The organism is Salinicola tamaricis (genome assembly GCF_003006155.1).
In the GTDB taxonomy this organism is placed as follows: Bacteria; Pseudomonadota; Gammaproteobacteria; order Pseudomonadales; family Halomonadaceae; genus Salinicola; species Salinicola tamaricis.
The window spans coordinates 1,316,072-1,336,461 of record NZ_CP023559.1; the positions used below are offsets into that span (position 1 = coordinate 1,316,072).

Annotated in this window: 19 protein-coding genes and 6 pseudogenes; 10 read left to right on the forward strand and 15 right to left on the reverse strand. The window is 66.6% G+C overall.

Going from position 1 to position 20,390, the window contains the following annotated elements; all coding sequences use genetic code 11:
* Positions 1-54 precede the first annotated feature (54 nt).
* The 3 genes and pseudogenes from CN538_RS22105 to CN538_RS22115 form a co-directional block, all read right to left on the reverse strand.
* A complete protein-coding gene (locus tag CN538_RS22105; protein WP_242495588.1) occupies positions 55-285 on the reverse strand; it encodes a hypothetical protein in 231 nt (76 codons plus the stop codon).
* Positions 252-686 (reverse strand): LysR substrate-binding domain-containing protein, encoded by a 435-nt coding sequence (locus CN538_RS22110; RefSeq protein WP_242495589.1) that lies wholly within the window; start codon positions 684-686, stop codon positions 252-254. The genes CN538_RS22105 and CN538_RS22110 overlap by 34 nt, the downstream gene beginning before the upstream one ends.
* A 143-nt stretch (positions 687-829) precedes the next feature.
* Positions 830-976, reverse strand: a pseudogene (locus tag CN538_RS22115) (LysR family transcriptional regulator); the annotation flags it as partial.
* A gap of 463 nt (positions 977-1,439) precedes the next feature.
* On the opposite strand from CN538_RS22115, the gene CN538_RS06135 reads away from it, so the two are divergent.
* Both CN538_RS06135 and CN538_RS20240 read left to right on the forward strand, forming a co-directional pair.
* Positions 1,440-1,850 (forward strand): hypothetical protein, encoded by a 411-nt coding sequence (locus CN538_RS06135; protein ID WP_129591308.1) that lies wholly within the window; start codon positions 1,440-1,442, stop codon positions 1,848-1,850.
* A 31-nt stretch (positions 1,851-1,881) separates the two neighbouring features.
* Positions 1,882-2,034 carry a hypothetical protein gene (locus tag CN538_RS20240; RefSeq protein WP_164999518.1) on the forward strand — a complete coding sequence of 51 codons (153 nt, stop codon included), beginning with the start codon at positions 1,882-1,884 and terminating at the stop codon, positions 2,032-2,034.
* Between the two features lie 9 nt (positions 2,035-2,043).
* Here the strand turns inward: CN538_RS20240 and trmB are convergent, their stop codons facing one another.
* The 4 genes and pseudogenes from trmB to CN538_RS06155 form a co-directional block, all read right to left on the reverse strand.
* Positions 2,044-2,769 (reverse strand): tRNA (guanosine(46)-N7)-methyltransferase TrmB, encoded by a 726-nt coding sequence (gene trmB, locus CN538_RS06140; protein WP_106418872.1) that lies wholly within the window; start codon positions 2,767-2,769, stop codon positions 2,044-2,046.
* 63 nt (positions 2,770-2,832) lie between these two features.
* A pseudogene (locus tag CN538_RS06145) lies at positions 2,833-3,634 on the reverse strand (thiazole synthase).
* A 28-nt stretch (positions 3,635-3,662) separates the two neighbouring features.
* Positions 3,663-3,863, reverse strand: coding sequence for a sulfur carrier protein ThiS (thiS, locus tag CN538_RS06150; RefSeq protein ID WP_035476393.1), 201 nt, complete (start codon positions 3,861-3,863; stop codon positions 3,663-3,665).
* Positions 3,864-4,022: 159 nt separating this feature from the next.
* On the reverse strand, positions 4,023-5,495 hold the full coding sequence (locus tag CN538_RS06155) for an alanine/glycine:cation symporter family protein (RefSeq protein WP_106418873.1): 1,473 nt from the start codon (positions 5,493-5,495) through the stop codon (positions 4,023-4,025).
* Between the two features lie 275 nt (positions 5,496-5,770).
* Here CN538_RS06155 and CN538_RS06160 point away from each other — a divergent pair, with 275 nt between their 5' ends.
* Positions 5,771-6,169 (forward strand): DUF423 domain-containing protein, encoded by a 399-nt coding sequence (locus CN538_RS06160; protein ID WP_035476387.1) that lies wholly within the window; start codon positions 5,771-5,773, stop codon positions 6,167-6,169.
* Positions 6,170-6,184: 15 nt separating this feature from the next.
* Here CN538_RS06160 and CN538_RS06165 read toward each other — a convergent pair whose 3' ends face one another.
* Positions 6,185-6,601 carry a PaaI family thioesterase gene (locus CN538_RS06165; protein ID WP_035476385.1) on the reverse strand — a complete coding sequence of 139 codons (417 nt, stop codon included), beginning with the start codon at positions 6,599-6,601 and terminating at the stop codon, positions 6,185-6,187.
* A 415-nt stretch (positions 6,602-7,016) separates the two neighbouring features.
* A pseudogene (locus tag CN538_RS06170) lies at positions 7,017-9,184 on the reverse strand (malate synthase G).
* A 254-nt stretch (positions 9,185-9,438) separates the two neighbouring features.
* Between CN538_RS06170 and CN538_RS26010 the strand changes: the two are divergent.
* Positions 9,439-11,328 carry an alpha/beta fold hydrolase gene (locus CN538_RS26010; RefSeq protein WP_422917549.1) on the forward strand — a complete coding sequence of 630 codons (1,890 nt, stop codon included), beginning with the start codon at positions 9,439-9,441 and terminating at the stop codon, positions 11,326-11,328.
* Positions 11,297-12,148, forward strand: coding sequence for an aminotransferase class I/II-fold pyridoxal phosphate-dependent enzyme (locus CN538_RS06180; RefSeq protein ID WP_422917570.1), 852 nt, complete (start codon positions 11,297-11,299; stop codon positions 12,146-12,148). Before CN538_RS26010 ends, CN538_RS06180 begins: the two co-directional genes overlap by 32 nt.
* A 160-nt stretch (positions 12,149-12,308) precedes the next feature.
* Here the strand turns inward: CN538_RS06180 and CN538_RS06185 are convergent, their stop codons facing one another.
* The 5 genes and pseudogenes from CN538_RS06185 to CN538_RS06200 all read right to left on the reverse strand — a co-directional run bounded on the left by CN538_RS06185 (position 12,309) and on the right by CN538_RS06200 (position 15,883).
* Complete coding sequence (locus tag CN538_RS06185) at positions 12,309-12,959, reverse strand: LysE family translocator (RefSeq protein ID WP_106418875.1); 651 nt, start codon at positions 12,957-12,959, stop codon at positions 12,309-12,311.
* Between the two features lie 143 nt (positions 12,960-13,102).
* Complete coding sequence (locus CN538_RS06190; protein WP_242495590.1) at positions 13,103-13,510, reverse strand: LysE family transporter; 408 nt, start codon at positions 13,508-13,510, stop codon at positions 13,103-13,105.
* The gene (locus tag CN538_RS22120; RefSeq protein ID WP_242495591.1) at positions 13,507-13,728 is read right to left on the reverse strand and encodes a LysE family transporter; all 222 of its coding nucleotides are present in this window, start codon (positions 13,726-13,728) and stop codon (positions 13,507-13,509) included. The genes CN538_RS06190 and CN538_RS22120 overlap by 4 nt, the downstream gene beginning before the upstream one ends.
* 90 nt (positions 13,729-13,818) lie before the next feature.
* Positions 13,819-15,335, reverse strand: a pseudogene (locus tag CN538_RS06195) (YifB family Mg chelatase-like AAA ATPase).
* Positions 15,336-15,565: 230 nt separating this feature from the next.
* Positions 15,566-15,883 (reverse strand): accessory factor UbiK family protein, encoded by a 318-nt coding sequence (locus CN538_RS06200; RefSeq protein WP_106418876.1) that lies wholly within the window; start codon positions 15,881-15,883, stop codon positions 15,566-15,568.
* 285 nt (positions 15,884-16,168) lie between these two features.
* Here CN538_RS06200 and CN538_RS06205 point away from each other — a divergent pair, with 285 nt between their 5' ends.
* From CN538_RS06205 to glnK, 4 genes and pseudogenes are all read left to right on the forward strand, one after another.
* On the forward strand, positions 16,169-16,507 hold the full coding sequence (locus CN538_RS06205; RefSeq protein ID WP_035476366.1) for a P-II family nitrogen regulator: 339 nt from the start codon (positions 16,169-16,171) through the stop codon (positions 16,505-16,507).
* A gap of 124 nt (positions 16,508-16,631) precedes the next feature.
* Positions 16,632-17,567 (forward strand): annotated as a pseudogene (locus CN538_RS06210) (ammonium transporter family protein).
* Entirely contained in the window at positions 17,515-17,787 is a 273-nt protein-coding gene (locus CN538_RS24145) for a hypothetical protein (protein WP_277985105.1), read from the forward strand. Before CN538_RS06210 ends, CN538_RS24145 begins: the two are co-directional and overlap by 53 nt.
* A gap of 235 nt (positions 17,788-18,022) precedes the next feature.
* Entirely contained in the window at positions 18,023-18,361 is a 339-nt protein-coding gene (gene glnK, locus CN538_RS06215; RefSeq protein ID WP_035476361.1) for a P-II family nitrogen regulator, read from the forward strand.
* 120 nt (positions 18,362-18,481) lie between these two features.
* Here the strand turns inward: glnK and CN538_RS06220 are convergent.
* Positions 18,482-19,256: pseudogene (locus CN538_RS06220) on the reverse strand (ferredoxin--NADP reductase).
* Positions 19,257-19,409: 153 nt separating this feature from the next.
* Between CN538_RS06220 and CN538_RS06225 the strand changes: the two are divergent.
* Positions 19,410-20,336: a LysR family transcriptional regulator gene (locus CN538_RS06225; RefSeq protein WP_106418877.1), complete on the forward strand. Its 927-nt coding sequence runs from the start codon at positions 19,410-19,412 to the stop codon at positions 20,334-20,336.
* The last annotated feature ends 54 nt before the right edge of the window (positions 20,337-20,390 follow it).

Below are 20,390 nucleotides of genomic sequence, written 5' to 3' on the forward strand. Positions count from 1 at the left end.
CTACGATGTGACAGCGCCGGGCACGGTCCGACAAGTCGACGCGTCACGCAGTGCCTAGCTGGGGCTCCGCGCGCTCAGCGTATCCCACTGCCATGGCCCACGCCCGCTCAGGCGCTGACGCAACAGCTCCGCCAGCGCCTCCACCGCGGGCTGGGAGGCGGCAGCGATGGTGCGGGCGAAGTGCAGGCGCGCCACGCAGCGCCGCAGCGCAGGCAAGCCGTCGTTCTCATCCAGCGCGCGCATGGCGCCGGTCACCCGTTCGCGGTCGAGCACCCCGATCGCCATGCCAGTCTCGATCGCCTTCTCCACCGCGTGAATGCTGGTGCTGGTGAAGATCGCCGCCCCCACGGCCGCTGCGCCGCATCGAGGGCATCGGACGCCAGCTGGCGATAAGGGCACTCCGCCGGATGCACCGCCAGCGGCACGATCGCCTCCTGGTGCAGCGCGCCCTGGGCCGGCCCCGCCCACACCGGCGTGGGGTGCCACAGCGTCTCGCCGCCCTCCAGCCCGGCGGCGTGGTCGAGCACCACCGCCAGATCCAGACGCCGCGCCCGCAGTCCCCGTGCCAGCCGACCGCTGGTGTCGGTGGTGACATCGAGCAGGATGCCCGGGTGGCGCGCCATGAACTGCGGCAGGGTGTCGTCGAGCAGCTCACGCGCATAGTCCTCGGGGATGCCCAGACGCACGCGCCGCTCAGACGCTCGCGACTGAAGCGGCTGACCAGGGTGTCGTGTGCCCGCAGCAGCGCCTGCGCCTCGCGCAGCAGCAGCTCGCCGCTGGCGGTCAGGGTCACGCCGCGCGGGCCGCGCTCCAGCAGGCGCACGTCGAGCTCAGTCTCCAGCCGCTTCATCTGCATGCTGATGGCACTCAGCGTGCGATGACGCACCTCAGCGGTAGCCGCCAGCGAGCCGCTCTGGGCGACCACCTGAAAAGTGCGCAGCAGCTCCAGATCGAGCGTCGATCCGACTTCAAACATATTGAACCCTTATCGATTTTTATTCGATTCATTGAAGCCTGCATAGCGTCCAGACTCAAGCGCATCACCTCGATACAAGCGACCCGAGACAATCACCCCGCGACGAGAGGAGGAGTCGGCATGCGCCACGCAACGCTGAACGCAGTTCTGATGAGCGGCTTCGTGCTCTGCTGGAGTTCTGGCTTCATCGGCAGCGAGCTGGCCAGCCGCGCCCCCTTGAACGCGCTGGACCTGTTCGCCTGGCGCTTCGTCATCGCCGCCGCGCTGGCCGCATTATGGTGGCGACTGCTCGACCGGCGGCCTGTGGCGCTGTCGGCCTGGCTGCGCGAGATGGCCGTCGGGGCTCTTACCATGGGCGGCTATCTGCTGTGCGTGGTGCTCGCCATCGGTGAGGGCGTCAGCGCCAGCGTCACCGCGTTGATCACCGCCCAGCAGCCGCTGCTGCGGCGGCGATCGCCACGCTGTGGCTGCGCGAGCAGCTGCCGGCGGCGGCCTGGCTCGGCCTCGGCGTGGCCGGCAGCGGGTGGTGCTGTGCATCGCGGGGGACTGGCAGGGAGCAGGCGGCGCCGGCGGCTGGGCCTATGCGCTGCCGCTGCTGGCGGTGATCAGCGTGACCCTGGGCAGCGTACTCGCCGCCCGGCGCCCGTCGGGATTGGGGCTGGCGGCCTCGCTCACCGCGCAACTGAGCGCGGCGGCGCTGATCTTCGGTGTGGCCGCGACGGGCGCCGGCGGCCTGGCGCTACCCGGCAGCGCGCTGCTGACCTGGCAGACGCTGGGCTGGCTGGTGCTACTGTCGAGCTTCGGCGGCTACGGCTTTTCACCGTCTGCCTGCGGCGTCTCGGCGTCAACGCGGTCTCCAGCGCCATCTATCTGACACCGCGGTGACCCTGGCGTGGAGTGCGGGGATGTTCGGCGAGCACGTGGCGCCGCTGCAACTCGGCGGCATGGCGCTGGCGCTGGCCGGGGTGGCGCTGGCTCTGCTCGCCCAGCGCCGCGGCCGCCATACCCGCGGCGCGGCGCACTATCCGCGGCGTCCCGGCGGCGGCGAGTGTGCCTGAGCTAGCGGCTCAGTCGCGGCGAAAGATCAGATCCCAGACCCCATGACCCAGGCGCTCGCCGCGGCTCTCGAACTTGGTCAGCGGGCGGAAGGCGGGTCGCGCCACGTAAGGCGCACTCTCCGCGGGGGCGGTGTTGGTGTAGCCCGGTGCCGCCACCATCACCTCGGCCATGTGCTCGGCGTAGGCTTCCCAGTCGGTGGCCATGTGCAGGGTGCCGCCGGGCTTGAGCCGGGTGCGCACCAGCTCGACGAACGGCAGCTGCACGATCCGCCGCTTGTGATGCTTCTTCTTCGGCCAGGGGTCGGGGAAGAACAGCTGCAGGGTATCGATGCTCTCCGCCGGCAGACACTGGGCCAGCACCGCCAGGGCATCCTCGCGATAGACCCGCAGGTTGGTGAGCCCACGCTTGTCGGCTTCGTCGAGCAGCTTGCCGACACCCGGCGCATGCACTTCGATACCGATGAAGTCGGTCTCCGGGTGGGTCTCGGCCTGCTCGACCAGCGACTGCCCCATGCCGAAGCCGATCTCGACCACCCGCGGGGCGTCACGTCCGAACAGCGCCACCGGATCCTGCAGCCCGTCTTCCAGGGTCAGCCCCCAGCGCGGCCAGACCTCCTTGAGGCCGCGCTCCTGGGCGGCAGTCATGCGTCCGGCGCGCAGCACATAGCTCTTGATGCCGCGCTGATGCGGGGTGTCGGTGGCAGTCTCGGTGGGGTCCGTCGGCTTGTCGGTCATGCGGCGTGGCTATCGTCTTGGTGGGTGAAAGAGGCCCGCAGCCATGGCGGCGGGCAGGAGCGGTCAGGGATTGATGCGCCCGGCGAACGGCGACGAGGGGCTGGCGCTGTCGCGGCGCGGCATGCGCTCGGCAAGAAACGCCTCGCGCCCCGCTTCGATCGCCTTGCGCATGGCGCCGGCCATCATCACCGGCTGCCGGGCATGGGCGATGGCAGAGTTCATCAGCACCCCGGCGCAGCCCATCTCCATCGCCAGGGCGGCGTCAGAAGCGGTACCGATACCGGCATCCACCAGCACTGGCACCTCGGCCTGCCTGCTCGAGGATCAGCCGCAGCGTGGCCGGATTGAGCAGGCCGTTGCCGGAGCCGATCAGCGAACCCAGCGGCATCACCGCACAGCAGCCGCGACGCTCGAGCTCCTTGGCCACGATCGGGTCGTCGCTGGTGTAGACCATGACATCGAAGCCGTCGTTGACCAGCGTCTCGGCCGCGGCCAGGGTCTCGACCACGTTGGGATAGAGGGTGTGCTCGTCGCCCAGCACCTCGAGCTTGACCAGGTTGTGGCCATCGAGCAGCTCCCGCGCCAGACGGCAAGTGCGCACCGCATCCTTGGCGGTGTAGCAGCCGGCGGTATTGGGCAGCAGGGTGTAGCGCTCGGGCGAAATCACGTCGAGCAGGTTGGGCGCGGCCGCATCCTGGCCCAGGTTGGTGCGCCGCACGGCGAAGGTGACCACGTCGGCCCCGCTGGCCGCGACCGCGGCCGCGGTCTCGTCGAAGTCGCGATACTTGCCCGTACCCACCAGCAGGCGGGAGTGAAAGCGACGGCCGGCGACCGTCAGCGGAGTGTCCTCGATCAGCTGCGACATGCGTGACTCCTGATAGACGTGACGGCGCTCAGCCGCCACCGATGGCATGCACGATCTCCACGCGGTCGCCCTCGGCAAGCGCGGTCTGCGCATGCTGGCTGCGTGGCACGATCTCTTCGTTGAGCTCGATGGCGACACGGCGCCCGCCCAGACCCAGCGCCTCGACCAGGCGCGCGAGCGTGGGGTCGTGATCGAGCTGGTGGGGTTCACCGTTGAGCTGGATCTGCATGATGACGCTCCAGAGGTCTCCAGTCGTGGGGGCGTATTGTAGCGTCTTGCGCCTAACACGGCACGCCCGCGCCAGCGCGTTGCCCGCCAAGCTGCGGCCACCACGCGCACCAACGAAAAGCCGGCCCTGGGGCCGGCTGGCAAGCGTGCGTGGCGCGCCTCAGTCGTCGCGGCGCGGCCAGACGTCGGCCTCGACCTGCTCGGGACGCTTGAGCACGCCCTTGGGGTCGAAGGTCGGCTCGCGCACGCCCTGGCGCCGCTGGGTCTCGTAGTCGCGCAGCACGCGCAGGGCGATCGGGCACAGCAGCAGGATGGCGATCAGGTTGGTGGTCGCCATCAGCCCCATGGCGAGATCGGCGAAGTCCCACACGAACTGCAGCTTGGCGATCGAGCCGATCATTACCATCGCCAGCACGGCGATACGCAGCACCGATACGGCAGCCTTGGCGTGGCGCTTGAACAGATACTCGATGTTGATCTGCGAGTAGGAGAAGTTGGCGATGATCGAGGTGAAGGCGAACAGCAGGATGGCGATGGCGATGAAGATCTCGCCGAAGCTGCCGAGGTGATCGACCATGGCATCCTGGGTCAGCTGGATACCCACGATATCCTTGCCCGGCGAGGTGGTCATCAGCTGCTCGTAGACCCCGGAGAGCAGAATCACCACCGCGGTGCAGCTGCAGATCACCAGGGTATCGATGAACACCCCGAACGACTGCACCAGCCCCTGCGCCGCCGGGTGCTTGACGTCGGCCTGGGCGGCGGCGTTGGGCGCCGAGCCCATACCCGCCTCGTTGGAGAACAGCCCGCGCTTGATGCCATTCTCCATCGCGATCTTGATGGTGTAGCCCACCGCACCGCCCACCGCCGGGCCGTAGCCGAACGCGCTCTTGACGATCAGCGCCAGCATCGCCGGCACTTCGGAGAGGTTGGAGAGCAGCACCCACAGCGCCACCAGGAAGTAACCGATGGCCATGATCGGCACGATCTTCTCGGCGGTGCGCGCCACCGACTTGAGCCCGCCGTAGATGACCAGCGCGGTGAACGCGACCAGCACCACACCGGTGATCCAGTTGGGGATCGAGAACGCCTGCGCCATGCCCTGGGCAATGGTATTGGACTGGGCGCCGTTGAACGCCAGGCCATAGGCGATGAGCAGGAAGATCGCGAACAGCACGCTCATCCAGCGCTGGCCCAGCGCGCGCTCGATATAGTAGGCCGGCCCGCCGCGGTAGACGCCATCGGCATTGCACTGCTTGTAGACCTGAGCCAGGGTCGACTCGATGAACGAGGTGGCGAAGCCCACCAGCGCGGTCATCCACATCCAGAAGATTGCCCCGGGGCCACCGACCCACAGCGCGATCGCCACGCCGGCCAGGTTGCCGGTACCGACCCGGGCGGCCAGCGACGTGGCGAAGGCCTGAAAGCCGCTGACGCCGGAGCCGGAGCCGCGGCTGGTGAAGGTGACCTTGGCCATGTGCGCGAACAGGCGGAACTGCATGCCCCGGGTCAGCACGGTAAACAGGATGCCCGCCCCCAGCAGCAGGTAGAGCAGGATATAAGTCCAGACGAAATTGCTGATCGGGTTCATGATCGCGTAAATCGCGTCACGGAGCGTGTCGATGAATTCCATTTCGGAGATCCTTGGTGGAAAGCGGTGACCCGAGCCGTCCCAGACGGCTGCCGAAGCGGCTTTTTACGCGCTAGACTGACGAGCGTCAAATCGCGGCACGCGTCGCGCAGTGTGCAGGACCGCTCCTCGAAGCTGTGTGCAACACGCACGAACTCCGCAGAAAACGCCCCGACGCCCGAACGCGTGCTCTGGATACGCGTCGCCAGTCCAGGTTGCCAGGCGGCCCGACGGTGCGGGCGCGCCTTACAGCATAGTCAGCGCAAGGAAAACGCAACATGCCCCAAAAGTGTAGCGCCGCGCGTCCCGCCTGGGTCGGCGTGGCCATCAGTGGTCTGCTGGTGGTGGTCGCCGGCGCCTTCGGCGCCCACGCCCTGGCCGACCGCCTCACGCCGCGCTATCTCGAGGTGTTCCATACCGCAGTGCGCTATCAGGCCTGGCACACCCTGGCGATCATGGCGCTGCTGGCGTGGCGCGCGCAGCAGCCGCTGCGCGGGCAGCTGGCGGCCATCGCGCTGTGGTTCGCCGGCATGGTGCTGTTCAGCGGCTCGCTCTATCTGCTCACCCTGAGCGGTATCACCGCCCTGGGTATCGTCACGCCCTTCGGCGGGTTGTTGCTGATGGCGGGCTGGGTGATGCTGGCGATCGCCGCCTGGCGCCAACGGCCATCGGCGTGACGGCAGCCGGTGGCGTCAATCGTCGCGGTCGGGCAGCACATAGGTCGCGGTGACCAGCGCCACCGGGTCGTTGTCGCCGGTGGAGAAGAGCTGCACCTCCCCCACCGCCAGACGCCGGCCCAGCTTGAGGATGCGCGCATTGGCGATCAGATCGCGATCGCCACGGGCGCGGCGCAGGAAGTGGCAGTTGAGGCTGCTGGTCACGGCCATCGCCTCGGGGCCGATCTCGGCCAGGATCGCCACGTAGAGGCAAACATCGGCCAGACCCATCATCGATGGTCCCGAGACGCTGGCGCCGGGACGCAGGTGTTCGTCCTCGATCGCCAGGCTCATGGTGGCGCGCATGTGGTCGACCGCTTCGATGGTCCCCTGGCGATGTGGAAAGACGTCGTCGAGGTAGTCCTCGATCTCGGCGGCGGTCATCACGGTCATCGAAACTCTCCCCGGCAGCGGTTCTCGGCACGCCGGACCTCATGCCCAGGCACAGGACGCTCGAGAACGTTGCGCCCAAGATAGCGCAAGCCGCGCATCAGGCACAGCGGAGCGCTCTGGCCTGTCCCTAATACTGACGATCATCGCGACGTAGCGCCGCCCCGCACTCGCTGCCGCGCACTCGCTGCCCCCAATAACACCGACGCCAGCGACCGGGGTCGCTGGCGTCGAGATCGGGCGGTTACCGCCTTTACCTAGTGTTTCTTTCGCACCGGTGGCCGGGATGGGCTGACTCGGTGCAAGGCGTTGCGAGGGCGCTGCGAACCCATCCCTGGGCGCTACCTTTGCCATCCCTGGCAAAGGACCCTCGCTTCGCCGTGCCCCCGACCCCATACAGGCGTCTGGCAATGCGTTCTCAGCCCTTGGCCTTGTCCACCGCGCGCCAGTGATGCAGCAGCGGCTCGGTGTAGCCGGAGGGCTGTTCGCGACCCTTGAAGATCAGCTCGGAGGCCGCCTGGAAGGCACTGGAGTCGGCCAGATGCGAGGACATCGGGGTGTAATCCGGGTCATGCGCATTCTGCTCGTCGACCACCTTGGCCATGCGCTCCAGCGTCGCGCGCACCTGGGCCTCGTCGACGATGCCGTGGTGCAGCCAGTTAGCGATGTGCTGGCTGGAGATACGCAGCGTGGCGCGATCCTCCATCAGGCCCACATCGTGGATGTCCGGCACCTTGGAGCAGCCCACGCCGTGCTCGACCCAGCGCACCACATAGCCGAGTATGCCCTGGCAGTTGTTGTCGAGCTCCTGCTGGATCTCCTCGGCGCTCCAGGCCGCCTCGGGGTCCACCGGCACCGTCAGCAGGTCGTCGAGCAGATCGCTCTCGCCCTGCTCTCGAGCTCGCGCTGGATCGCGGCGACATCGATCTGGTGGTAGTGCAGCGCGTGCAGCACCGCGGCGGTGGGCGACGGCACCCAGGCGGTATTGGCACCGGCCTTGGGGTGACCGCTCTTCTGCTCCAGCATCGCCGCCATCAGGTCCGGCATCGCCCACATGCCCTTGCCGATCTGGGCGCGCCCGCGCAGGCCGCAGGCCAACCCGACCTGGACGTTGCTGCGCTCGTAGGCGGCGATCCAGCGGCTGCCCTTCATGTCACCCTTGCGCAGCATCGGCCCGGCGTTCATTGCCGTGTGCATCTCGTCGCCGGTGCGGTCGAGGAAGCCGGTGTTGATGAAGGCGACCCGCGCCTTGGCGGCCTCGATACACGCCTTGAGGTTGACCGAGGTGCGCCGCTCTTCGTCCATGATGCCCATCTTGAGGGTGTGCTCGGCCAGCCCCAGCAGCGTCTCGACGCGGGCGAACAGCTCGTCGGCGAAGGCGACCTCCTTAGGGCCGTGCATCTTCGGCTTGACGATATAGACCGAGCCAGCGCGCGAGTTGCCGCCGTCACGCGCCAGATCGTGCATGGCGATCAGCGCGGTGACCACCGCATCGAGCATGCCCTCGGGGATCTCGTTGCCGTCGCCGTCGAGGATCGCCGGCGTGGTCATCAGATGGCCGACGTTGCGCACGAACATCAGCGAACGCCCCGGCAGGGTCAGGCTGCCACCGTCGGGCTGAATGTACTCGCGATCCTCGGCGAGGCGGCGGGTGACTGTCTTGCCACCCTTGTCGAAGCGCTCTTCGAGATCGCCTTTCATCAGGCCCAGCCAGTTGCGATAGACCAGCGTCTTGTCCTCGGCGTCGACCGCGGCGACCGAATCCTCGCAATCCATGATCGTGGTCACCGCGGCCTCGACCAGCAGATCCTTGACCCCGGCCGGATCGGTCTTGCCGATGGCGTGGCTCGAGTCGATCTGGATCTCCAGGTGCAGGCCGTGGTTCGAGAGCAGCACTGCCTCGGGCGCGCTGGCCTCGCCGCGATAGCCGACGAACTGGCTGGGGTGCTGGAGCCCGGTCTCGCGCCCGCCTTCCAGCGCGACCGTCAGCCTGCCGTCGCGGATCAGGTAGCGCGTGGCGTCGCGGTGCGAGCCGGTGGCCAGCGGCGCCGCCATGTCGAGCAAGTTGCGCGCGTAGGCGATCACCTTCTCGCCGCGCTTGGGGTTGTAGCCCTTGCCCTTCTCGGCGCCATCGCTCTCGGCGATGACGTCGGTGCCGTAGAGCGCGTCATACAGGCTGCCCCAGCGCGCATTGGCGGCGTTGAGCGCATAGCGCGCGTTGCTCACCGGCACCACCAGCTGCGGGCCGGCCTGGCGCGCAATCTCGGCATCGACGTTGGTGGTGCTCGCGGTCACGCTGGCCGGCGCCTCGACCAGATAGCCGATATCGGAGAGGAACTGGCGGTAGGCGGCCATGTCGCGGATTTCGCCCGGATGCTCGGCGTGCCAGCGGTCGAGCTCCGCCTGCAGCCGGTCGCGCTCGGCGAGCAGCTCGCGGTTGCGCGGCGCCAGCTCATGGATCAGCGCATCGAAGCCGCGCCAGAAGGTGTCAGGGTCGACCCCGGTGCCAGGCAGCGCTTCCTGCTCGAGAAAGCGTTCGAGTTCGGTCGCTACCTGCAGACGATGATGAGAAACACGCTGCGTCATACTAGCCTCCAGTGCGGGCCGCGGCCCGGCGTCAGAAGAGACGGACGCCGCGCGGGCGGCGCCCCGGAAATCAGTTTATGGAAATCATTTCCACAGAAATCGTTTCCCCATGATAGAGCGCGCCATCGGCGATGTCTCGTTCGACCTTGGTCCACCTCATGGCCGCTGGCACTACGCCGCCGGCGTCAGGCAACCTCCGTCATGGTTTCACAGGCCACTGGCGGTTAGCATGAGAGGTCTCAGGAGACTCGCGCATGCTCGACTTTTCGCCATTGAAGGCCCTCGGTCCCATCCACCGTATCGCGTCGCCCGGCACCTCGCCACTCGCCGCCTACCTGGACCACTACCATCTGACACCGCTGCTCGACGCCCACCCCGGCACCCAGCTCCACGCCGGCTTCCTGAGCGCCGCGGGCGACGCCGGCAAGACCTTCGATCTATGGTGCCAGGTATGGGCGCCCCCGGCCCCGCGCGGTACCCTGTTCGTGGTGCACGGCTACTTCGACCACCTGGGCCTTTACGGCCACCTGCTCGCACGACTGCTGGCGCAGCAGTGGCAGGTGGTACTGTGGGATCTGCCCGGCCATGGCCTCTCCAGCGGCGCACGCTCGACCATCGATGACTTCACCGACTACGTGCTCTGCTTCAACGCCGTGGAGGCCGCGATGCAGGCGCACGAACTGGCGCCGGGGCCCTGGCTGGCGGCCGGCCAGAGCACCGGCGCTTCGATCGTCGCCACCGACACCCTGAGCCGTGGCAGCCAGGCGCCGTGGCAGGCACTGGTGCTGCTGGCACCGCTGGTGCGCCCCTGGGGCTGGAATCAGTCGCGCTGGCTGCACAGCCTGGCCAGCCCATTCGTCGACACCATTCCGCGCAAGTACCGCCCCAACACCAACAATATCGCCTTCGCCGACTTTCTGCGCCTGCACGACCCGCTGCAGGACGATCGCCTGGCCCTGACCTGGGTCAGTGCCATGCGCCGCTGGATGCCGACCCTGCTCAAGCGCCCACCAGCCGAGCTGCCGGTGCTGATCCTGCAGGGCGAGCAGGACATGACGGTCGACTGGCGCTGGAATCTCAAGGCGCTCAAGCGCAAGTTTCCGCGCGCCGAGATCGTCCGCCACCCGGAAGCGCGCCACCATCTGGTCAACGAGTCTGCCACCATTCGTGACACCCTGTTCGACCAGCTCGATCGCTTTCTCGTTTCCCCCGGCACGCCCGCAGCGGCTCAAGCGCCTCCGCCCGCAACAGCCCCCGGAAGCGACGCCGTGAACCGCTGGGCGCCCAGAGCCCTCGTCGGGCTCGCCCTGATCACGCTGCTGAGCGCCTGCAGCGGGCTAGCCAGCGCCCCCGAGACGCCGCGTCAGGCGCTGCGGGGCCTGGCGGCGAGCGCCGCCACGGGGCTGCTGAAGAAACCGCCTTGGCCCGCCGCGCAGACACCGACGATCACCGTGCTGCTGGGTCCGGCGGAGGTCGCTGCGCGCCTGCCGATCTCGGCCGCGGCGCTCAACGAGGCCCTGGGGCGCGCCCTGCTGAGCCAGCCGGACTCTCCCCACGTGCTCGACTGGGTCCCGGCGCAGCTCGACGGCGCCACCCCCGACCAGTGGCTGCTGCAGGCCAGTCTGAGCGCCGATGCACCGCCGCTGGTCCTGAGCGACCGCACCCTGCAGCCCTACCGGCTGCGCTTCGACCTGACACATGTCGCCACGCCGTCCGAGCACTGGCAATGGCAGGCCAGCGGTGCGCTCGATCTCGACGCCCTACCCGGGGCCAGCGCGCGCGCCCTGAACCGTCTTCCCTTTCACTTGCAGCCAGATCGAGAGCCCATGTCACGCTTTGCCCGCCACCTCGACACCCCAGGATGGACCGCACAACCCCTTCCCCGGGCTGCCCGCGCTGGAGCGCAGGCTCGGCCATGCGCTGCCGCATCGGATCGGCTCCAACGAGGGGCTCGACATGCCGCACCGGGCGCTCAGTGCCCGCTTCGGCCCCGAGCTCGCGGCCCTGGCGCGCACCTACGGCGACGCCGAGGCGTGGTCACTGCGCACGTGTCTGGGCCAGGCCCTCGACCTGCCCCGCGACGCCCTGTTAGTAGACGCCGGTGCCGACGGCCTGATGGCGCTAACACTGCGCGCGCTATGTGACTCTGGACCCTGTGATTCCGGACCATGCCAAACCGGCAGCCCGGTGATCACCAGCGCCGGCACCTATCCGACCTGGAGCTACTTCGTGCGCGGCCACGGCTGCCGCGAGATCGAGGTCGACTACGCCAGCGCTACCGGCCACCTGGCGCCGGATCTCGGCGCCCTGGCCGCGGCCGCGGTACGCGAAGGCGCGCGGGTGGTCTATCTGGCCAACCCCGACAATCCCAGCGGCCATCTGCACCGCGATGCCGACGTGCTGGCCCTGCGTGATGCCCTGCCCGACGACTGCACTCTGGTGCTCGATGAGGCCTACCACGACTTCCGCGACGACGCCTGGGCACCGGCGGCGAGTGCGGTGTGGCCGGGGGTGATACGCCTGCGCACCTTCTCCAAGGCCCACGGGCTGGCCGGGCTGCGCGTCGGCTACGCCATCGCCCCGCCCGAGACCCTGGCCGTACTGATGAAAGTGAGGATTCACTACGCGGTTTCGTCGCTGGCGCTGGCGGCGGCCGAAACTCTGCTGGCCGACCCGGAGGAGACCCGCGAGCATGTCGCCGCGGTCATCCAGCGGCGCGAGGCCCTCGCCGGCTGGCTCGCAGCGCAGGGCGCCGAGGTGCTGCCCAGCGCCACCAACTTCGTGGCCGTGCGCCTCGACAGCGCCGAACGCGCCGCGGCCGTGCACCGCCGTCTGCTCGACGAGGGCACGCTGATCCACCGCCCGGCGCATCCGGCCCTAGGCCATCTACTGCGGATCAGCGCGCTGGATGACGCCCTGGTGCCGGGGCGGCTCGATGCCGTCGCCGAGGCGCTCAACGCTTGAGCTCTGTCTGAAAAACCGGCAAGCGAAAGCGAGACCGGGGCGCGCAGACAAGACAAAAATCGGTGAAAGCGGGCCAAACGGTGCTTTCGCCGATTTTTAATATCGTATTGCCGGGCGCAGACAGTCTTCGTACAAAAATTAGCCAGGGGCCAGTGAAGCCTCAAGCATGATGAGCATTGAGCAACAGCCCGACGGAGGCCACTATAAAAATCGCCCCACTCGCCCTATAGATCCATGAAACGCTATTTTGGGAAAGGAACCTTCCATGAATCTTGTGAGCCAGATAGGCATACATCGACAAGAACAGAAAAGAGAGAGAAAGCAAGGTCGCCGTCAATGTTGCAAAATCCATCACGCTTGCCGAGTTCACATCGATAAATTGTGGGAACAAGGCAAAAACGAAAATCAACGCCTTCGGGTTGCTCGCAGCGACCACCAATGCCTCAGCATATAAGTTCCGCTTTAGCACCAAACCGTTGCATGAAGCTTCTGCGACACCATCTTGTCCAGACAAACCGGACGAGGCGCTTTTATACAGCAGATTCTTGAATCCAATATAGAGCAAGAACAAGGCACCCAGAATCTCGATGCCTTTAAAGAAGATTGGAAATTGAATGAGAAAGCGACCGATCCCAAACGCCGAGATCAGACACAGAGCCAGCAGACAAGACACATTCCCCAAAACGGCCACGAGTGCAGAGCCGAGTCCAAATCTGATGCTATTGGTCATGATGAGCAGTACAGCCGGGCCGGGTGTGGCGGTTGCGGCCAGGCACACTGCGACATAAAGCCAATAGGATTCAATGCTCATGCTTCGACATCCTGACCTTCGCCTTGATACGTTTTTTACAAGCTCCGCCCAGGCCTGCCTTGCGCATAGTGTGAGCAAACATGCTCCCCTTGGGAACAACTCATTGGTTTATCGTCATCACAGCAATAAAGACTAACAGGGCCTCAGGCGCGACGATAGAGCGCCAGCACCCCAGCCGCCAGGATGAAAAACGAGCCAAAGACACGGTTGATGATACGCATGCGCGCGGCCGAGGTGATAAAGGCCTTGAACTGGCTGGCCAACACCGCATAGCCGCCCATGACGAGAATATCGACGCCCAGCAGGGTGACACCCATCACCAGCAACTGGCCGGCGTGGGATGCCGCCGGCTCGCCCATGGCGATGAATTGCGGAAACAGGGCAACCAGAAATACCGTCGCCTTGGGATTGGTCAGATTGACCAGCGCGGCCTGCCAGAACTGCCGCTGTGGGGCACTCTCCGCGCGGCCCTGGATGGCGATCGCACCGCTCGTGCGCCACTTCTGGAAGCCCAACCACACCAGATAGGCGACCCCGATCCACTTGATCACCAGGAAGCAGCGGTCGAGGAGGCCAGCAGCGCCCCCAGACCGACCGCCACCACCAGGATCTGGATCGCATAGCCCAGCTGCAGCCCCAGAATGGTGGGCAGGGTGGCGCGAACCCCGTGGGTCATGCCGCTGTTCATGGTATTGATGGCACCGGCGCCGGGAGACAGGCTCACCAGACAAGCCGCCAGCAGAAAGGTCAGCCAGATGCCGAAGGTCATCGTCTTGCTCTCTCAATCGTCAGGGGGATGCAGTCTACCACCGAGGCGATGAATGCTTGGCGACAAGGGGACTCGGCTCATGCCCCATCCTCAGCCCCGCAGCGGATCGCCGGCGCTGAGCAGTCGGTCGAGCTGGCGGTAGCCGATCGCTTCCATCAGTTGGGGCCGCCCGACCCGTGGCTCCTCGCCCAGATCGGTCAGGGTCAGGGCGACGCGCAGCACCGGTGGTAGGCGCGGGCCGAGAGCTTGAGCCGATCCAGCACGCCGGCGAACCACTCGCGCTCGGCCACGCTGAGCGCACAGGCAGCTTCTAGCTCGGGACCGGGCAGTTGGGCGTTGAGCCAGCCGCGGGCGCGCTGACGCTCGCGCGCTGCCAGCACTCGCTGCCGCACGCTGGCCGAGGCTTCGCCCGGGGTCTGGTCGGTCAACTGAGTGGCCGGTAGCGCCGGCACCTCCACCTGCAGATCGATACGGTCGAGCAGCGGCCCGGAGAGCCGCGACTGATAGCGCTGGATCTGCGCCGGGCTACAGTGGCAGCGCTGGCGCGGATCGCCAAGATGGCCACAGGGGCACGGGTTCATCGCCGCCACCAGCTGGAAGCGGGCCGGAAAACGGCGCTGGTGATTGGCCCGCGAGATCAGAATCTGGGCCGACTCCAGCGGTTCGCGCAGCACCTCCAGCACATGGCGGTCGAACTCGGGCAGCTCGTCCAGAAACAGCACCCCGTGATGCGCCAGCGAGATTTCCCCAGGGCGCGGCTTGGAGCCACCGCCCACCAGCGCCACGCTGCTCGAGGTGTGGTGCGGGTTGCGAAATGGGCGCTGGCCCCAGCGATCCATGATCGAGAGCCCGCACACCGAGCGCACCGCTGCCACCTCCAGCGCCTCGTCACTGCTCAGCGGGGGCAGAATGCCGGCCAGGCGGCTCGCCAGCATGGTCTTGCCGGTACCCGGCGGCCCCGCCAGCAGCAGGTTGTGCCCGCCGGCTGCGGCCACTTCCAGCGCCCGGCGCGCCTGGTGCTGACCTTTGACGTCAGCCATGTCGGGCTGAACCATCTCGGCGCGCGGCGGTGTCCCAAGTTGGTGCGCCGCAAGCCGCTCACGGCCCAGCAGATGCCCCACCACCGCCAGCAGATGCCCCGCCGCGAACACCTCGCACCCCTCGGCCAGGGCTGCCTCATCGGCGTTGGCCGCGGGCACGATCAGCCCCCGCCCGGCGGCCCGCGCAGCCAGCGCCGTCGGCAATACGCCAGTGACCGGGCGCAGCGTGCCATCTAGCGCCAGCTCGCCGACCACCTCTAGTTGCTGAGCCGCTTCTATCGGTATCTGGCCGGAAGCCATCAGGATGCCCAGGGCGATCGGCAGGTCGAAGCGGCCACCATCCTTGGGCAGGTCGGCGGGCGCCAGATTGAGGGTAATACGGCGGGTGGGGAACTCGAAGCCGGCGGTGAGCAGCGCGCTGCGCACCCGCTCCCGGCTCTCGCGCACGGCGGTCTCCGGCAGCCCCACCAGGGTCACCCCCGGCAGGCCGTTGCTGAGATGCACTTCGATCAGCACTTGCGGCGCCTCGAGCCCGAGGCGCGCCGTGCGCACGATGGCTAGAGTCATGTCGCCTCCGTGACGGCGTGTCCCAGCGGATGCCCGGGACACAGGCGGGCCGGCGGCTCGTCACCGCCGGCCCGGACAGGATAAGGGGCCGATTATCCTGTTATCGCCTTCATCACCCGACCCTTTAGCACTAGCGCCCCGATCCCCTGCGCGAGTCTTAGCTTACGCAGGGCTATCGATCCCCCCGCTCAGGGCTGTCGATCCCCCGCTCAGGGCTGTCGATCCCCCGCTCAGGGCTGTACGCCATCGCGACTGCCATCGGTATCGTCCTCGGCCAGCGCCGTATCGGGCTGGGAAGCGCGCTGGCTGTGCAGGGCGTTCTCGAGCGCCGCCACCTGGGCTTCCAGCGCCTCGACCCGCTCCCGGGTGCGCGTGAGCACGTCCATCATGATGTCGAAGTCCTCGCGCGAAACGATATCCATGCGCTCCATGGCGCCGCGCAGCACCCCCTGGACATTGCGCTGGATGTCGCCCGGGGCCTGAGAGGCGCCCTGCAGCTTGTCGCCGATCTGCTTGGCCAGACGCTCGAAACGGTCGTGTGTCGACATGGTGTGATCTCCTGATTCGTGACTGCCCTTCAGCATACGCAAACTGCGCCACCGGCGCCCGCGCCAGATGCCTGCCGGCCACCCGATCCGCTGCCGCGCCTTCTCAGTGCAACGGGCTGTAACGCACGCATCAATTTGGTGCGGCCGGCCGGCATGCGGTCGGCACGACAACTGTCCCCGACCTGGGCGCAAAGCATTAAGTGAATGATTGTAAAGACGTTATTACCGACTGGCATGGCTTCTGCGTAGTCCGTTCAGGCGCAAGCCGACTACGGGAGACAAGGGATGAAGCTCATCACCGCCATCATCAAACCCTTCAAGCTCGATGACGTGCGCGAGGCGCTGGCCGATAACGGCGTCCAGGGCATCACCGTCACCGAGGTGAAGGGCTTCGGCCGTCAGAAAGGCCACACCGAACTCTATCGCGGCGCAGAATATGTCGTCGACTTCCTGCCCAAGGTGAAGATCGAGGTCGCCGTCGAGGACGATCGTGTCGACGGGGTCCTGGACGCCATCCGCGAGGCCGCCAACAGCGGCAAGATCGGTGACGGCAAGCTGTTCGTCACGCCACTCGAAGACGTCATCCGGATTCGCACCGGGGAACGCGGGGCCGACGCCGTATAAAACGGCGCGGAACGAGGAGACACACAGAATGAACGATCAAGTCGTACAACTATCCTATGCGCTCGACACCTTCTACTTCCTGGTGACCGGGGCGCTGGTGATGTGGATGGCGGCCGGTTTCGCCATGCTCGAAGCGGGACTGGTGCGCGCCAAGAACACCACCGAGATCCTGACCAAGAACGTCGTCCTCTACGCCATCGCCTGTACCATGTACCTGCTGGTCGGCTACCACATCATGTACTCCAGCGAGAGCGGCGGCGTCATCCCCAGCCTGGGCTTCCTGATCGGTGCCGAGCACAGCGTCAGTGACGTCATGAGCAGCGGCGGCGACGTCTACTACTCCGCCCGCTCCGACTTCTTCTTCCAGGTGGTGTTCGTCGCGACCGCCATGTCGATCGTTTCAGGCGCCGTGGCCGAACGCATGAAGCTGTGGGCGTTCATGGCCTTCGCAGTGGTCATGACCGGCTTCATCTACCCGGTTCAGGGCTACTGGAAATGGGGCGGTGGCTTCCTCGACGCCGCTGGCTTCCAGGATTTCGCCGGCTCCGGTGTGGTCCACCTGTGCGGCGCCACCGCCGCGCTGGCCGGCGTGCTGCTGCTGGGTGCGCGCAAGGGCAAGTACGGCAAGAACGGCGCTATCTACGCCATCCCGGGCGCCAACCTGCCGCTGGCTACGCTGGGTACCTTCATCCTGTGGCTGGGCTGGTTCGGCTTCAACGGCGGCTCCGAGCTGATGGTCTCCAACGTCGACGAAGCCAACGCGGTCGCTCAGGTGTTCGTCAACACCAAGCCGCCGCTGCCGGTGGCGTGATCGCCGCGATCATCCTGGCCAAACTGTGGTTCCGCAAGGCCGACCTGACCATGGCCCATCAACGGTGCCCTGGCCGGTCTGGTCGCGATCACCGCCGAACCGCTGGCCCCCACCGCCCTGGGTGCGACGCTGATCGGTGCGGTCGGTGGCCTGCTGGTGGTGTTCGCCATCGTGAGCCTCGACAAGCTCAAGATCGATGATCCGTCGGCGCCATCTCGGTGCACGGCGTGGTCGGCATCTGGGGCCTGATCGCAGTGCCGTTCTCCAAACACCGAGGCCCTCTTTCGGGGCGCAGCTGCTGGGTATCGCCTCGATCTTCGCCTGGGTGTTCATCGCAAGCCTGGTGGTCTGGGGCATCCTCAAGGCGGTCGTGGGCCTGCGCGTCTCCGAAGAGGAAGAGTACGAAGGTGTCGATATCGCCGAGTGCGGCATGGAGGCCTATCCTGAATTCAACGTCGGCAAGAAGTGAGCCGATTCACCGAGTGAGCTGGCGTGCTCCCCTGGCCCCCTTCGGGGGCCTTTTTTCATTCCCGCCCATCGCGGTGTATGTTTAAGATAGAGAGAGTCGCCGGGCAGTCGTCAGAGGCGCTAGGCCAGGGCTGGGCCAAGCCTGGAGCTACACCCATTCGCACAGGCCTCGTCCGCACACCGCGACGAGACGATCCGTTCAGACAGAGCGCCACGCACGCGAGGAGAATTTCCCCATGAAACTGGTCACCGCCATCATCAAACCCTTCAAGCTGGACGACGTGCGAGAGTCCCTGTCCGAGATCGGCGTGCAGGGCGTCACCGTCACCGAGGTCAAGGGCTTCGGGCGTCAGAAGGGCCACACCGAGCTCTATCGTGGTGCCGAGTACGTGGTCGACTTCCTGCCCAAGATCAAGCTGGAAGTGGCCGTGGACGACAGCATGAGCGACCAGGTGATCGATGCCATCACCAAGGTCGCCAATACCGGCAAGATCGGCGACGGCAAGATCTTCGTCTCGCCGCTGGAGCAGGTGATCCGTATCCGTACCGGTGAGACCGGCAAGGACGCGGTGTAAGGCGCAAGCGCTCACCCCGCCTGCGCGAAAAAAGCCCTCGTCGACACAGCGTCGACGAGGGCTTTTTTGCGCTTCTTCACACAAGTTCGGGCTCACCGGGCAGTCACGCCCGGGGTGAGATCACTTCTCGACGAAGGCGCGCTCGATCACGTAATCCCCCGGCTCACCCATGCGCGCGAGATGGAGAAGCCCAGCTCGTCGAGCAGGTCGCGGTCTCGTCGAGCATCGCCGGGCTGCCGCAGATCATGGCGCGATCCTGCTTGGGGTCCAGCGGCGGCAGACCGGTATCCTCGAACAGCTTGCCGCTGCGGATATGGTCGGTCAGACGCCCGGTGGTGTGGAAATCCTCGCGGGTCACGGTGGGGTAGTAGACCAGCTTTTCACTGATCTCCTCGCCCAGATACTCGTGCGCCGGCAGCTCCTTGCCGATGAAGTCGGCATAGGCGAGCTCGCTCACCTGACGCACACCGTGGATCAGCACCACCTTCTCGAAGCGCTCATAGACTTCCGGATCCTGGATCAGGCTCATGAACGGTGCCAGGCCAGTGCCGGTGGAGAGCATGTAGAGGTTGCGCCCCGGCAGCAGGTCGTCGCACACCAGCGTGCCGGTGGGCTTGCGGCTGACCATGATCTGGTCGCCGACCTGCAGGTGCTGCAGGCGCGAGGTGAGCGGGCCGTCGGGCACCTTGATGCTGAAGAACTCGAGATGGTCCTCGTAGTTGGGGCTGGCGATGGAATAGGCGCGCACCAGCGGCTTGCCCTCCACTTCCAGACCGATCATCACGAACTGACCGTTCTTGAACCGCAGCCCGCGATCGCGGGTAGTGCGGAAGCTGAACAGGGTGTCGTTCCAGTGATGGACGCTGAGGACTTCTTCCAGCGCGAACTTGCTCATGCCAGGCTCCTATGAACGGATCGGAAAAGATCAGATCGAAAAAGAATAAGTGACTGATCCGAGTAGATGCCGAAACTATAAGAAGCGGATACTATTCTGTTAAGCGGATTATCTGGATAAGGTTTATCGATCCTGTCGATATAGGAGTCGGCCATGCGCTACACCCTGCGTCAGCTCGAGGTGTTCGTCGCCATCGCCCAGCATCAGAGCGTATCGCGCGCGGCCGAGACCCTGTCTCTGTCGCAGTCGGCGACCAGCGCGGCGCTGGCCGAGCTGGAGCGCCAGTTCGACTGCCAGTTGCTCGACCGTATCGGCAAGCGGCTCAAGCTCAACGCCCTGGGCTTCCAGCTGCTGCCCAAGGCGGTGGCGCTGCTCGACCGCGGCGAAGAGATCGAGGAGCTGCTCAAGGGCCAGCGCGGCATCGGCTCGCTGGAGGTCGGTGCCACACTGACTATCGGCAACTATCTGGCTACCCTGCTGATCAGTGACTTCATGCAGCGCTATCCCGAGAGCCGGGTACGCCTACAGGTGCGCAACACCGCCTCGATCGTCGAGCGGATCGCCCTGCACGAGCTCGATCTAGGGCTGATCGAGGGCGACTGCCAGCACGACGACATCGTCATTCAGCCGTGGATCGATGACGATCTGACCGTGTTCTGCTCTCCCCGCCACCCGCTGGCCGCCGAGGGCAGCGCCGATATCGAGCGCCTGCTGCGCGAGTCGTGGATCATGCGCGAGGTGGGCTCGGGCACCCGGCGCACGCTGGAGCACGCCATGCGCCACCGGCGTGGCCGCTTCGACATTCTGCTGGAGCTGGAGCACACCGAAGGGATCAAGCGCGCGGTGGAGTCGGGGCTGGGCATCGGCTGCGTCTCCCGATTGGCGCTGCGCGACGCTTTCCGTCGCGGCAGCCTGGTACCCATCGCCACGCCAGAGCTCGACCTGACGCGCAGCTTCGCCTTCATCTGGCATCGCCACAAGTATCTCACCACGGCAATGCGCGAGTTTCTCAGGCTATGCCGCGAGATGACCGCCGATGCCCGACGCAGCGACGAGATCGATCTGCCACCGGTGCCGTGACCTCGGCAGACGGGTAGCGGGCTTGCGTGGCGTGGCCGCCACAGGAGGCAGACA